The 13,279-nt window shown below is 71.5% G+C and carries 11 protein-coding genes; 4 read left to right on the forward strand and 7 right to left on the reverse strand.

All coding sequences use genetic code 11. The features are described 5' to 3' along the window. Positions 1-36: 36 nt before the first annotated feature. The 3 genes from GXW74_RS08345 to GXW74_RS08355 are packed head-to-tail and all read left to right on the forward strand — an operon-like array spanning position 37 to position 4,400. Positions 37-1,680 carry a hydantoinase B/oxoprolinase family protein gene (locus tag GXW74_RS08345; protein WP_211846018.1) on the forward strand — a complete coding sequence of 548 codons (1,644 nt, stop codon included), beginning with the start codon at positions 37-39 and terminating at the stop codon, positions 1,678-1,680. Further along, entirely contained in the window at positions 1,677-3,734 is a 2,058-nt protein-coding gene (locus tag GXW74_RS08350) for a hydantoinase/oxoprolinase family protein (RefSeq protein WP_338148184.1), read from the forward strand. Before GXW74_RS08345 ends, GXW74_RS08350 begins: the two co-directional genes overlap by 4 nt. A 3-nt stretch (positions 3,735-3,737) precedes the next feature. Next, entirely contained in the window at positions 3,738-4,400 is a 663-nt protein-coding gene (locus GXW74_RS08355; RefSeq protein WP_211846020.1) for a hypothetical protein, read from the forward strand. A gap of 245 nt (positions 4,401-4,645) precedes the next feature. Here GXW74_RS08355 and GXW74_RS08360 read toward each other — a convergent pair whose 3' ends face one another. From GXW74_RS08360 to GXW74_RS08370, 3 genes are all read right to left on the reverse strand, one after another. Then, positions 4,646-5,299 carry an HD domain-containing protein gene (locus tag GXW74_RS08360; protein WP_211846021.1) on the reverse strand — a complete coding sequence of 218 codons (654 nt, stop codon included), beginning with the start codon at positions 5,297-5,299 and terminating at the stop codon, positions 4,646-4,648. 4 nt (positions 5,300-5,303) lie between these two features. After that, the gene (locus GXW74_RS08365) at positions 5,304-5,696 is read right to left on the reverse strand and encodes a hypothetical protein (RefSeq protein ID WP_211846022.1); all 393 of its coding nucleotides are present in this window, start codon (positions 5,694-5,696) and stop codon (positions 5,304-5,306) included. 71 nt (positions 5,697-5,767) lie between these two features. Continuing rightward, a complete protein-coding gene (locus GXW74_RS08370; protein ID WP_211846023.1) occupies positions 5,768-6,490 on the reverse strand; it encodes a maleate cis-trans isomerase family protein in 723 nt (240 codons plus the stop codon). An 85-nt stretch (positions 6,491-6,575) separates the two neighbouring features. Here GXW74_RS08370 and GXW74_RS08375 point away from each other — a divergent pair, with 85 nt between their 5' ends. Continuing rightward, positions 6,576-7,436 (forward strand): AraC family transcriptional regulator, encoded by an 861-nt coding sequence (locus tag GXW74_RS08375; RefSeq protein ID WP_211846024.1) that lies wholly within the window; start codon positions 6,576-6,578, stop codon positions 7,434-7,436. Positions 7,437-7,718: 282 nt separating this feature from the next. On the opposite strand, the gene GXW74_RS08380 is transcribed toward GXW74_RS08375, so the two are convergent. The 4 genes from GXW74_RS08380 to sucD form a co-directional block, all read right to left on the reverse strand. Next, complete coding sequence (locus GXW74_RS08380) at positions 7,719-7,910, reverse strand: hypothetical protein (protein ID WP_211846025.1); 192 nt, start codon at positions 7,908-7,910, stop codon at positions 7,719-7,721. 195 nt (positions 7,911-8,105) lie between these two features. Next, complete coding sequence (gene odhB, locus GXW74_RS08385) at positions 8,106-9,329, reverse strand: 2-oxoglutarate dehydrogenase complex dihydrolipoyllysine-residue succinyltransferase (protein ID WP_211846026.1); 1,224 nt, start codon at positions 9,327-9,329, stop codon at positions 8,106-8,108. Between the two features lie 31 nt (positions 9,330-9,360). Continuing rightward, positions 9,361-12,225, reverse strand: coding sequence for a 2-oxoglutarate dehydrogenase E1 component (locus GXW74_RS08390; protein ID WP_211846027.1), 2,865 nt, complete (start codon positions 12,223-12,225; stop codon positions 9,361-9,363). Positions 12,226-12,381: 156 nt separating this feature from the next. Continuing rightward, the gene (gene sucD / locus GXW74_RS08395) at positions 12,382-13,278 is read right to left on the reverse strand and encodes a succinate--CoA ligase subunit alpha (RefSeq protein WP_211846028.1); all 897 of its coding nucleotides are present in this window, start codon (positions 13,276-13,278) and stop codon (positions 12,382-12,384) included. Between the last annotated feature and the right edge of the window lies 1 nt (position 13,279).

A 13,279-nucleotide genomic window follows, 5' to 3' on the forward strand; every position in this document is an offset into this window, starting at 1 on the left:
TTGACGCGAACCCCGCCACCGCTGAGCGTTCGCGGCATGACGACACCCGATCCCGTGACGCTCTCCGTCCTCGACAACCGCTTCCGCGCCATCGTGGAGGAAATGGGGGAGGCGATGCTGCGCACGACCTATTCCCAGATCCTCAACTCCTCCCGCGACTTCTCGATCGCGCTGTGTGACGCGCAGGCGCGTCTGGTCGCGCAGGCGGACCATATTCCGGTCCATGTCGGCGCCATGCCCTACGCCGTGCAGGCGGTGCGGGACGCCTTCGGCGAGACGGTGCGGGAGGGTGACGTCTATCTGCTGAACGACCCCTATCACGGCGGGTCGCATCTGCCGGACCTGACGGCGATCGTGCCGGTCTTCTGCCAAGGGCGGCTGGTCTTCTGGTCCGTCGTGCGCGCGCACCACACCGACATCGGCGGCGCGACGCATGGCGGCTACAATCCGGGGGCGACGGAGATCTGGCAGGAAGGGCTTCGCATCCCGCCCATCCTGCTGGGCCGGGACCGCACGCCGCGCGAGGACCTGGTGCGCATGATCGCCACCAACACCCGCCTGCCGCGGGAAGTGCGCGGCGACCTGATGGCGATGATCGGCGCGGCGCATCTGGGCGAACGGCGGCTGCTGACGGTGCTGGCGAAGCACGGCGCGGAGGGCACGGTCGCGGCGGTGGACGCCATCCTCGCGCTGTCGGAGGCCCATGCGCGCCGCATCGTCGCCGGCTGGGCGGATGGGGAATGGCTGGGCGAGGCCTTCCTCGACGATGACGGCTTCGGCGGCACCGACATCGCGATCCGCGCGCGGGTGACCAAGCGCGGCGATTCGCTGACGGTGGACCTGTCGGAAAGCGATCCGCAGACGCCGGGCTTCGTCAATTCCTCCTACCCCAACATGGCGAGCGCGGTGCGCATGGCCTTCGCCTTCCTGCTCGACCCGGAGGTGGCGAAGAACGACGGCTGCTTCCGCCCGGTGGACATCGTGGCGAAGGAAGGCACGGTGGTCTGGGCGCGGGAGGGCGCGCCGGTGACCATGTGCACCTCCCACTGCTCGAACGAGATCGTCGAGGCGGTGGTCAAGGCGCTGGCGAATGCCTGCCCGGAGCGCGCCATGGGCGGCTGGGGCCGGCGCTTCCGCGTCGCCATCAAGGGGCGCGACGCGCGTCGGCCGGACCGCCCCTTCGTCTGGCACCTGTTCCATGCGCGGCCGGGCGGCGGCGGGTCATCCAAGGGCGATGGCTGGTCCACGGCGGGCGAATGGCATTCCGCCGGCGGCCTGAAGTTCGGCAGCGTCGAGATGGCCGAGGCGCGCTTTCCGCTGTTCTTCGCGAAGCATGAGTTCCGCCCCGGCAGCGCGGGCGACGGCACCTATCGCGGCGGCCTCGGCGGCGAGCTGGAACTGCGGCTGGAGACGGACGGCCCGGCGGTGGCCAACACCGCGGGTGACGGCGTGCGCTACGGCGCGGCGGGGATGCTCGGCGGGCGCGACGGCGCGCCGCACCACTACACGCTGAACCGCGCCGACGGGACCTCGCGCGACCTGCGGACGAAGGAGGTCGGCATCCCGCTGGCGCCGGGCGATGTGCTGCATGTCCGCGCCGGCGGTGGCGGCGGATGGGGACCGCCCGACAAGCGCGACCCGGCCGCGCGTGCGCGCGACGCGGCGGAGGGCCTGCTGTGAGCAGCTTCCGTATCGGCGTCGATGTCGGCGGCACCTTCACCGACGTGGTCTGCGTGGCGGCGGACGGCACCACCACGCTCGCCAAGTCCTCCTCCACCCCGGCCGACCAGAGCGAAGGCGTGGTCAACGGCCTCGGCGTGCTGGCGGAGCGTCTCGGGCTGACGCTGCCGGACCTGCTGGCGCGCACGGAACGCATCGTCCACGGCACCACCGTCGCGACCAACGCGCTGCTGGAACGCAAGGGCGCGCGCGTCGCCATGCTCACGACGGAAGGCCATCGCGACGTCATCGAGATGCGCGAGGGGCTGAAGCCCGAGCGCTACGACCTGCGCCTGCCGGCCGCACCGGCGCTGGTGCCGCGCCGCCTGCGCCTGCCGGTGCGCGAGCGCATCCGGCCCGATGGCCGCGTCGAGGTGGCACTCGACCGAACCTCGCTCGACGCCGCCATCGCGACGCTGAAGGCCGAGCAGGTCGAGGCGGTTGCGATCTGCTTCCTGCATTCCTGGCGCGACGACGCCCATGAACGCGCTGCCGCCGAAGCGGTGCGCGCCGCCCTGCCGGGGGTCTTCGTGACGACCTCCGCCGAGGTGCTGCCGCAGATCAAGGAATTCGAGCGCTTCTCGACCGCCTGCGTGAACGCCTATGTCGGGCCGGTGGTGTCGCGGTATCTCGCGCGGCTGCGCGGGCGGCTCGCCGATGCGGGGTTCGGCGGGCCGGTCTTCGTCATCCTCTCCCATGGCGGCGTGGCGCCGGTCGAGGAAGCGGCGCGGCTCGCCGCCGGCACCGCGCTGTCCGGCCCCGCCGGCGGCGTCGCGGCCGGCGTCGCGCTGGCGCAGCGCGGGCTCGGCGACGACCTCATCACCTTCGATGTCGGCGGCACCTCCACCGACATCGCGCTGGTGCAGGGTGGAGAGGCGGCGCTCGGCCGCGGCCGTACCGTGGCGGGGGAACGCATCGCGCTGGAGAGCCTCGACATCGTCACGCTCGGCGCCGGCGGCGGGTCGATCGGCCATGTCGGCGCCGGCGGCACGCTGCAGGTCGGGCCGCGCAGCGCCGGGGCGGTGCCCGGCCCGGTCGCCTACGGCCAGGGCGGCACGGAGCCGGCGGTGACCGACGCCAACCTGGTGCTCGGCTACCTCGACCCGGACAACTTCCTCGGCGGGGCGCGGAAGCTCGACCGCGACGGCGCGCGCGCGGCCTTCGAGCGGCTCGGCGCCTCGCTCGGCCTCGATGCGCTGGCGGCCGCGGAGGGCGTGCATCGCCTGGCGAATGTCCGCATGGCGGACGGCATCCGGGTCGCTACCGTGCGCCGCGGGGTGGATCCGCGCGACTTCACCCTGCTGTCCTTCGGCGGCGCCGCGGGCCTGCACGCCAGCGCGGTGGCGCGGGAACTCGGCATGCGCCGCGTCGCCGTGCCGGTCTTCGCCGCGGGGCTCTCCGCCTGGGGCATGCTGCACACCGACCTGCGCTACGAAATGGCGCGCAGCGAGCTCGGCACCGGCGGCGTGCCCGACGATGCCACCCTGCGCGGCATCTGGGCCGGGCTGGAGCAGGAAGGCCGCGCCCGCGTCGCCACCTGGTTCGGCGGCGAGGTCGAGACGAAGCGTGCCGCCGACATGCGTTACGGCGAGCAGGTCTTCGAGATCGCCGTGCCGCTCGAGGAGGTGGACTGGCAGGCCTCCGGCCTCGCCCGGCGTGTCACCGAGGCATTCCACGGCCGCCACGAATCCCTCTTTACCTACGCCCTGCGCGGAGAGGAGGTGGTGCTGGTCAATGCCCGCCTCGCGGTGATCGGCCGCCTGCCGCCCATGCCGGCACGGGATGCCGCGTCCGGCGGCGCCGCGGCCGGGCCCTTCGCGCATCGCCGCGCGCGGCTCGCCGGTGCCGAGGCGGAGTTGCCCGTCTACGACTTCGCGGCGCTTGCCCCGGGGCAGCAAGTCGCCGGCCCGGCCATCATCGAGAGCGACACCACCACGGTCCTGCTGCTGCCTGGCGATGTTGCGCGCATGGACGGCCGCGGCTGGCTGGTCGTCGTCCTGCCCGAGGAGACGTAACGCATGGCCGAGTGGAAGCCGCCCGCGGGCACCGGCCCGCGATGGATCCTGGCCTGCGTGGCCGGGCTCGCCGTGGGGCTTCCGCTCGCCACGCTGTGGGGGGTGACGCTCCGGCCGGACATGCTGCCGGGGACAAGCCGCGTCGGCCTGCTGATCATGGCGTTGCGCGCGCTGTCCGGCGCGATCCTGGGCGGTTGCCTCGGTCTGGCGCAGGCCTGGGCGCTGAGGCGGGTCCATCCGGACCTGCCGCCGTTGCGCTGGATCGGCGCGACGGCGGCGGCCGGCTATCTTGCCGCACTGATCGGCATGTCGGTCTACGGCGTGCTGATCGCGCGCTTCGACGGCTTCCAGACCTCCGTCTTCCTGGTGGCGGCACCGTTGGCAACGGGCCTGCTCGGCGGGCTCATTCACGGCCTTGCGCAGGGCCTCGTGCTCGACGGTGTGGTGCGGCGGTGGGTGCCCTGGGTGTGGTTGAACGTCCTCGGCTGGGTGCTGGCCGCAGGGATCTCCGGCCTGCGCTCGGTGCTCGGTCTGGCCGGGACGGAGCCGCTCGCCCTGGTCGGGGGCTCCGTGATCGTTGGCGCGCTGGAGGGGCTGGCGATCGGCCTGGTGACGGCCGGCGCCATCCGCCTCATGCCGGCGGGCCGCCCGGCCGAAGCGGCATGAGGATCCCCGTTTCGCGGGCGGCCGCCGCACCGCCCCTGCGCACGATGGCTCCGCGCCTCGCCGCCGACGGATCGGCGACGGGGCGCGGCGGCATCATACCAGCGGCACGAGCTCCTGACTCGTGCCGAGGCCGCGAATGCGGCCCGCCGGTGGTTCGGCGAAGCCAAGCAAACCGGAGGTTTGCGCCCGGCGTCCGAGGGCAGGAAAGGGCGGCTACCAGCGGTCGCGAATAGCGGCCGTTGGTATCATGCCGCCACGGACAGCGCCGCCAGCTCCGCCTTGAGATTGGCGCGCGCCTCGGCCTCGTAGATGGCGGACAGCCGCGTCCGGAACAGTCGCTCCGCCGCCGCGAAGCGTGCCAGCACCTGCCTGCGGCCGGCGCGCCACGCGGTCTCGCTCACCGCCGCGTATTCCCGCCGCAGCAGCGCGGTATTGCGCGCGAAGACCTCCGGCGCCTCGGCGAGCGGCGTCAGATCGAGGTCGAGCAGCCGGAGAACGCGGCAGTCGCTGCCCGCGTAGGCCAGGTGGTCGGCGGTGGCGCGGATCGCCTCCTGCACCCAGCCGGTGTCGCCCGGCACCAGCGCGGCGAGCAGGGCGGCGGAGCGTGCCTCGTTGTCCTTCGCCAGCGGATCGTAGACCGCGTCATGGAACAGGATGGCGAGCGCCATGTCCCGATCGCCGGGATCGCCGCCATGCATCAGGTGGCGCAGCCAGAGCAGCCCGACATGCGACGCATCGTGGTAGGCGCGGTGCGGTTCCTCGTAGCGCCGCCGCAGCTCCGTCGCGGCAGCGGCAGGCAGATCCGCGCGGGCGAGCAGCGCGCCGAAGCCGGCGCGGCCCTGCTCGCGGTCGAAGGCGAGGGCGCGGGCCGCTTCCGCCTGTCCGGTGCAGCCGGTCATGGTGCTACCCCGCCCGCCGGAATTCGGTGCGCCCGCCCGTATCCTCGAGCAGCAGCCGGTCCTCGCCCTGCAGGATGTAGCGATAGGTTTCGCCGCGCGGCATGCGGATGTCCGTGCAGCCGATCAGGCCGCAGGCGCGGCGCGGAGCCCAGTCCTCGATGGTCAGGCGCAGCCAGGGGCCGGAACCGGCCAGGGTCCAGTGGCCGGTGATCGTCATGTCCGCACCATGCGGGCCGCGGTCGCGGCGGGCGAAGGCGCCATCGGCCGAGAGGGTGATCTCGACCGACTGCCCGCCCTGCGACGCGCGCCAGGTGCCGGCAAGCGGGTTTGCCGCGGCGCCGGCGAGCGGGGCGGCGAGCAGCATCAGCGCGACGGCAAGGCGTCCTGCGGTGGCCATGGCATCCTCCGTTGTCGGAAGGCCTACGGCCGGAAGGTGCCTCCGGATGCGGCACGACGCGCTGAAGTGCTTCAGACCATCCCGAAGATGCGGCCGAGTGGGGCGAGCGGCGCGGTGGCGACGTCCGCCGCGCGCAGAACCGCTGCGACGCCCAGCGCGGCACTGTCCAGCACCGGGATGCCGAGGGCCGCTTCGAGCGGCGCCATGCAGGGCAGGCCGTGCAGGTTGGTGCTCCAGATCAGCACGGCATCCGGCGTGGCCTCGGCTGTCAGCGCGCGGGCGGCGGCGATGATGTCCTCCGGCGGCACGGCGGCGGCGGAGAGATTGTCCGGGCAGCCGAGGCCACGCAGGGCCGCGGTGGCAATGCCCTCGGCGGCGAGGCCGGCCATGTGCGCCGCGCCTTCCGTCGCCGTGCCCGGCAGGATCAGGCCGACACGGCGTGCGCCGAGGCGCTGCAGCGCCTCGACCGCGAACAGGGAAGTCGTGGTCGCCGGGCAACCGGCCGCGGCCGTGAGCGTCGCCGCAAGGTCACGGTCCCGCGCCAGGCCGAGCGCCGCCCCGCGGGTCCCGTTCCAGCACAGCGCGGCCATGTCGGCGTGGGCGAGCAGCCGCGCCGCTTCGGTGTAGGAAGCGGCATCGTAGGCGCCCGGTGGCTGGCCGCTGCCGTCGCGGGCATAGGGGATCCGGGCGAAGCAGGCGTCGATCCCGGGAAGGTGATGCAGGATCGCCAGGGTGGTGCGCTCCACCACGCGGTTGGAGGAAGGAAGGATGGTGCCGATGGCGATGCGGGTCATGCGCCGATCCTGGCGGCCCCCCGCAACTGCGCAAGCGCGATCAAGCCGGATCGCGGCATAGCGACACGGCATCGGAGGAGCCGGCATGGCGGCACGCGACAGGACGGGACCGGACTACGCCTCGCGCATCGCGCGCGCGATGGCGCTGATCGCCGCACGGCCGGACGATCCGCCGGGGCTGGAGGACCTCGCCGCCGCGGCGGCCTTCTCGCCCTTCCATTTCCACCGGGTCTATCGCGCCATCACGGGCGAGACCCCGGTCGAGACGGCGGCGCGCGCCAGGCTTCAGGAGGCGGCGATCGCGCTGCTGAAGGGCGGCGAGAAGGTGGCGCTGGTGGCACGGCGGGCGGGCTATGGCAGCCAGGCCGCCTTCACCCGCGCCTTCCGGGCGGCCTACGGCATCCCGCCGGCGGCCTATCGCGCCCGTGGCGGGCTCGGCTTTCCGGTGCGCAGCGATGATGAGGAGGAGAGGGCGATGTTCGAGGTGACGATCCGGGAAACCACGCCTTTGCGCCTGGCGGTGATCCGGCACGAGGGGGAGTACAAGCGCATAGGCGACGCCTTCGGGCGCCTGCAGGCCTGGGCGGCAGGACGCGGGCTGCTCGGGGCGGGCACGCGCGCCGTGGCGCTCTACCACGACGACCCGAGCAGCGTGCCGGCGGCGAAGCTGCGGTCCGACGCCGGGGTGACGGTCGGGCCCGAGGTGAAAGGCGAGGGCGAGGTGCGGGTGCTGGAGGTGCCGGGCTTCGCGCGCGTCGCGGCGCTGCGCTTCAAGGGACCCTATGCGGAGCTGGAGCGGGCCTATGACTGGCTCTACCGGGCCTGGTTGCCGGGGAGCGGGGAGGAACCGGCGGATGCGCCGGTGATGGAGGAGTACCTGAACGACTGCAAGGCATTGCCGCCGTCGGAATGGCTGACGGAGATCCTGGTGCCGCTGCGGGGATGAGGGGGCGTGGAGGGGCGCCGCTCCGCAGGCGCGAAGATTGTCGGTGAGGGGCGGAGGGGCCTTGCCCCTCCGTACCACCCCACCAAAGGCCGAAGGGCCTTTGGGAACCGTCACTTGACGCCGGGTGCGGCAGGTATCCCGGCACGGCAGCGTCGCGCGCGAAAGCGGATTTCGGCACCGTTCCCGACCGCAACGCGTGGTGCCAGGTCACGGTTTCCAAAGGCCCTTCGGCCTTTGGCGGGGTGAGGTCCGGAGAGGGGCGGCGCCCCTCTCCGGCATGCCTCACTTGCGCTGCGCCCCGAGATCCGCCTCCAGTTCCCGGATGCGTGCCTGCAGCGTCGTGCGCATCGACGCCGCCGCGTGCGGCTTCAGCCCGGCGAGGGTTTCCTTCAGCTCGCGGAGCAGCTTCTCCTTTTCCGTGCGGCTGCGCTGGATCGGGCGCGCGTCGGAAAACTGGCCTTCACGGCTGCGCATGGTTGTCCTCCTGCGTGTGACTGTGGCGCGGCACGCGCGGCGCGTGCCGGTGGAAACGCGAAGGCCGGTCACGTCGCAACGACATGACGCGGCCTCCGCGCTCGGCGCCGCGGGATCGCCCGCGACGCCCGGATGAACGGTGTGTGCCGCCCGGTGGACCGGGGGCACGCCCCCGTCCACGAGGCGGATGGCGGCTCAGATGTCGAGCATCAGCCGGCGGGGATCCTCGATGCTCTCCTTCACGCGCACGAGGAAGGAGACGGCTTCCTTACCGTCCACGATGCGGTGGTCGTAGGACAGCGCGATGTACATCATCGGCCGGACCTCGATCTTGCCGCCGACCACCATCGGGCGTTCCTGGATCTTGTGCATGCCGAGGATGCCCGACTGCGGCGGATTCAGGATCGGCGTGGACATCAGCGAGCCGTAGATGCCGCCATTGGTGATGGTGAAGGAGCCGCCGGCGAGTTCATCGAGCTTCAGCGCGCCGTCGCGGGCCTTCTTGCCGAAGGCGCCGATGGTCTTCTCGATCTCGGCGAAGGAGAGGGTATCGGCGTTGCGCACCACCGGCACGACCAGGCCCGACGGTCCGCCCACCGCGATGCCCATGTGCACGAAGTTCTTGTAGACGATCTCGTCGCCGTCGATCTCCGCGTTGACGGCCGGGAATTCCTTCAGCGCGGCGACGCAGGCCTTCACGAAGAAAGACATGAAGCCGAGCTTCACGCCGTGCTTCTTCTCGAAGACGTCCTTGTACTCGGTGCGCAGCGCCATCGCCGCGCCCATGTCCACCTCGTTGAAGGTGGTGAGCATGGCGGCGGTGTTCTGCGCCTCCTTCAGGCGGCGGGCGATGGTGGCGCGCAGCCGCGTCATCTTCACGCGCTCCTCGCCGGCCTCGAGCGCGCGCGCGGCCTTCGGCGCGGCGGCGGCCGGCGCGGCGGCGGGGCGGGCGAGGAAGTCGATCACGTCGCCCTTGGTGATGCGCCCGTCCTTGCCGGTGCCGGCGCCGATGGCGGCAGCCGACGCACCGCTCTCGGCCATCAGCTTCGCCGCGGCGGGCAGCGGCGCATGGGCGCCGGGCACGGCGACGGGGCCGGTCACGGCGCGCGGCGTCTCGACATGCGGCGTGGCGGGCGCCGGGGCAACCGGCTGCGGCGCCGGGGCCGGCTTCGCGGCGGCCGCGGCGCCGGCGGCGATGGAGCCGAGCACGGCACCGGGCGCCACCTCGGCGCCCTCGGCAGCGGCGATCGCCTCCAGCACGCCGGCGGAAGGCGCGTTGACCTCCACAGTCACCTTGTCGGTCTCGAGCTCCACCAGCGGCTCGTCGGCCGCGACGGCCTCGCCGGCCTTCTTGAGCCAGCGGGCGACGGTGGCGGAGGAAACGCTCTCGCCGAGGGTGGGAACCAGGATGTCGGTCATGTCTGCCGTCCGTTGTCTGCCCGGCGCGCCGTCACAGCCCGAGGGCCGCGCGCACCAGGGCTTCCTGCTGCTGCTGGTGGATCCTGGCGAGGCCCGTGGCCGGGCTCGCCGCTTCTTCGCGGCCCACGTAGTCGGGCCGCTTCGCCTTGATGTCGAGAGCCTTCAGCACCTTCTCGATGCGCCGGTCCATGAAGGTCCAGGCGCCCATGTTCTCGGGTTCCTCCTGGCACCACACCACGTCGGCGTTCTTGTAGGGCGCCAGCGCCTTGGCCAGGCTGTTGGCCGGGAAGGGGTACATCTGCTCGACGCGCACGATGGCGACGTCGTCGATGCCCTTGTCGCGGCGTTCCTGCAGCAGGTCGTAGTAGACCTTGCCGGTGCACAGCACGACGCGCTTCACCTTCTCCTCCGGCGCGATCGCGTCGATCTCGGGGATCACGTAGCGGAAGGCGCTGCCGGGGCCGAAATCGGCCAGGCTGCTGACCGCGAGCTTGTGCCGCAGCAGCGACTTCGGCGTCATCAGCACCATCGGCTTGCGGTAGTTCGCCTTGATCTGGCGGCGCAGCGCATGGAAGTAGTTGGCCGGCGTCGTGAAGTTGCAGACCCGCATGTTGCGCTCGGCGCAGAGCTGCAGGTAGCGCTCGAGCCGGGCGGAGGAATGCTCCGGCCCCTGGCCCTCGTAGCCGTGCGGCAGCAGCATCACCAGGCCCGACATGCGCAGCCACTTGGTCTCACCCGAGGCGATGAACTGGTCGATGATGACCTGCGCGCCGTTCGCGAAGTCGCCGAACTGGGCTTCCCACAGCACCAGCGTATGAGGGTCCGCGAGCGAATAGCCGTAGTCGTAGCCGAGCACGCCGAATTCGGCGAGCAGCGAGTTGAACGCCTCGAACTTCGGCTGGCCCTCGCGGATGTTGTTCAGTGGCACGTATTCGGCCTGGGTGACCTGGTCGATCAGGTAGGCGTGGCGGTGGCTGAAGGTGCCGCGCTGCACGTCCTCGCCCGACAGGCGGACGCGATGGCCTTCGAGCAGCAGCGTGCCGAAGGCCAGCGCCTCGCCGGTCGCCCAGTCGATGCCTTCGCCGGAGTCGATGGACTGCTTCTTGGCCTCGAGCTGGCGGGCGATCTTGGGGTTCACGCCGAAGCCCTCGGGCACGCGGGCGAGGGCGTTGCCGACCTCGCGCAGCGTATCGAGCGCGACGGCGGTCTCGTGGAGCTTCTCCACTTCCTCGCCCGCGGTGGCGGTCTTGAGGCCGGTCCAGTGGCCTTCCAGCCAGTCGGCCTTGTTCGGCTTGAAGGACTGGGCGGCCTGGTAGGCGTCCTCGAGCTGCGCGTTGAAGGCGTCGAGCATCGCCTTCGATGCCTCCGCCGTGAGGCTGCCCTCCCGCGCGAGCTTCTCCGCATAGAGCGTGCGCGTGGTGCGCATCTCCTTGATGCGGTTGTACATGATCGGCTGGGTGAAGGCCGGCTCGTCGCCTTCGTTGTGGCCGTGGCGGCGGTAGCAGACGATGTCGAGCACGATGTCGGCGCCGAACTGCATGCGATATTCCGCCGCCATCCTGGCGCAGAATACGACGGCCTCGGGGTCGTCGCCGTTCACGTGCAGGATCGGCGCCTGGATGCTCTTCGCCACGTCAGTGCAGTAGAGGCCCGAATAGGCATGCACCGGCACGGTGGTGAAGCCGATCTGGTTGTTGGTGATGATGTGGATGGTGCCGCCGGTGCGGTAGCCGATGAGCTGGCTCATCGCCAGCGTCTCATAGACCACGCCCTGGCCGGCGAAGGCGGCATCGCCATGCAGCAGGATGCCCATGACCGAGCGGCGCGACTTGGTGTCGCCCGCCATGTCCTGGCGCGCGCGCACCTTGCCGGCGACCACCGGGTTGACCGCTTCCAGGTGCGAAGGGTTGGGCTGCAGGGAGAGGTGGACCATCCGCCCGGCGATCTCGACATCGACCGAGGTGCCGAGGTGATACTTCACGTCGCCCGAGCCCTGCACGTCGTCGGGGTTCGCGCCGACGCCCTTGAACTCGGAGAAGACCTGCACGAAGGGCTTCTTGACGACGTTCACCAGCACGTTCAGCCGGCCGCGATGGGCCATGCCGATCGCGATCTCCTGCACACCGCCCTTCGCCGCCGTCTCGATGACGGCTTCCAGCGCCGGGATGGTCGATTCGCCGCCCTCCAGGCCGAAGCGCTTGGTGCCGACATACTTGCGCGCGCAGAAGGATTCGAAGCCTTCGGCCTCGGTGAGCTCCTGCAGGATCTGCTTCTTCGCCGCGGGGTCGAAGGCGCCGAGCCAGGGCGCGCCTTCGATGCGGCGCTGGATCCAGGCCTTCTGCTCCGGATCCTGGATGTGCATGAACTCGACGCCGATCGACCCGCAGTAGGATGCGCGGCAGATCGCGATGATCTCGCGCAGAGTCGCCGTTTCCTTCCCGAGCACCATGTCGAGGAAGATCGGCCGGTCGAGGTCGGCGTCGGTGAATCCGTAGGTCTTGGGATCGAGCTCCGGGTGCGGCTTGGGCTTGGTCAGGCCGAGCGGGTCGAGCTGTGCCTCCAGGTGCCCGCGCACGCGGTAGGAGCGGATGAGCATCAGCGCGCGCAGGCTGTCGAGCACGGCGCGACGCGTCGCTTCCGGGTCGGCCGCTGCGGCGCCCTTGGCGGGGGCCGGCTTCTCGGGCTCCGGGCCGAAGGCGCCGCGGACCCGAGGGGCCCAGGAAGCGCCGGTCGCGTCGGTCAGCACGGCGCGCGCTTCGTCGTTCAGCGCGGCGAAGAGCTCGGCCATGGAGGGATCGACGCTGTCGGGCTTCTCTGCCCAGCGGGCGTAGAGGTCCGCGAGATACGCGGCATTCGCGCCGGTCATCGCGGTTGCGAGGACGTCAACTCCGGCCATCGGTTCTCTCCGTGCCGGCGGGCGGCGCCGCCGGGGGTCACGTTCGGTTGCTACTTGCTGCGGGTCGCCGCCGCCCCTGCCTCAAGGGTGCGGCGGCGCCGCTTAACATAGGGCGCATGGCCCATTTGTGGCAGGGTTTTCACCCTGCAAGGCTGCTCAGCCCTTGAGGGCCTTCACCATGGTCGAACCCAGCGCCGCCGGGCTGTCCGCGACATGGATGCCGGCCGCGGCCATGGCCTCCATCTTGGCTGCCGCCGTGTCCTTGCCGCCCGAGATCACCGCGCCGGCATGGCCCATGCGGCGGCCCGGAGGGGCGGTCGCGCCGGCGATGAAACCCACCACCGGCTTGTTCGGCTTGCCCGGGCCGAAATTCTCGGCCTTCAGGTATTCGGCCGCGAGGATCTCGGACTGACCGCCGATCTCGCCGATCATGACGATCGACTTGGTCTCGTCGTCCTTGAGGAAGAGCTCGAGGACGTCGATGAAGTCCATCCCCTTCACCGGGTCGCCGCCGATGCCGACGCAGGTGGACTGGCCGAGGCCGGCTGCCGTGGTCTGCGCCACCGCCTCATAGGTCAGGGTGCCCGACCGCGAGACGACGCCGACCGAACCACGCTTGTGGATGTGGCCCGGCATGATGCCGATCTTGCAGGCCTCCGGCGTGATCACGCCCGGGCAGTTCGGCCCGACCAGGATCGACTTCGATCCCGACAGCGCACGCTTCACCTTCACCATGTCGAGCACCGGAATGCCCTCGGTGATGCAGATGATCAGCGGCAGCTCGGCGTCGATCGCTTCCAGGATCGCATCCGCCGCGAAGGGCGCGGGGACGTAGATCACCGAGGCATTCGCCTGGGTCTTCGCGACGCACTCGGCGACCGTGTCGAAGACCGGCAGGTTCAGTTCCGGGTGCATCGTGCCGCCCTTGCCGGGCGTCGTGCCGCCGACATAGGTCGAGCCGTAGGCGATGCCCTGGCTGGCGTGGAAGGTGCCCTGGGCGCCGGTGAAGCCCTGGGTCATGACGCGGGTGTTGGTATCGACCAGAACGGCCATG

Origin of the sequence: Neoroseomonas eburnea, from assembly GCF_018129005.1 — a bacterium.
Classification (GTDB): Bacteria; Pseudomonadota; Alphaproteobacteria; order Acetobacterales; family Acetobacteraceae; genus Neoroseomonas; species Neoroseomonas eburnea.

Bases quoted from the DNA above. Each gene is read 5' to 3' on its own strand.
- GXW74_RS08345 (WP_211846018.1), top strand. From the start codon at position 37: ATGACGACACCCGATCCCGTGACGCTCTCCGTCCTCGACAACCGCTTC.
- GXW74_RS08355 (WP_211846020.1), top strand. From the start codon at position 3,738: ATGGCCGAGTGGAAGCCGCCCGCGGGCACCGGCCCGCGATGGATCCTG.
- GXW74_RS08360 (WP_211846021.1), bottom strand. From the start codon at position 5,299: ATGACCGGCTGCACCGGACAGGCGGAAGCGGCCCGCGCCCTCGCCTTC.
- GXW74_RS08365 (WP_211846022.1), bottom strand. From the start codon at position 5,696: ATGGCCACCGCAGGACGCCTTGCCGTCGCGCTGATGCTGCTCGCCGCC.
- GXW74_RS08370 (WP_211846023.1), bottom strand. From the start codon at position 6,490: ATGACCCGCATCGCCATCGGCACCATCCTTCCTTCCTCCAACCGCGTG.
- GXW74_RS08375 (WP_211846024.1), top strand. From the start codon at position 6,576: ATGGCGGCACGCGACAGGACGGGACCGGACTACGCCTCGCGCATCGCG.
- GXW74_RS08380 (WP_211846025.1), bottom strand. From the start codon at position 7,910: ATGCGCAGCCGTGAAGGCCAGTTTTCCGACGCGCGCCCGATCCAGCGC.
- odhB (WP_211846026.1), bottom strand. From the start codon at position 9,329: ATGACCGACATCCTGGTTCCCACCCTCGGCGAGAGCGTTTCCTCCGCC.
- GXW74_RS08390 (WP_211846027.1), bottom strand. From the start codon at position 12,225: ATGGCCGGAGTTGACGTCCTCGCAACCGCGATGACCGGCGCGAATGCC.
- sucD (WP_211846028.1), bottom strand. From the start codon at position 13,278: ATGGCCGTTCTGGTCGATACCAACACCCGCGTCATGACCCAGGGCTTC.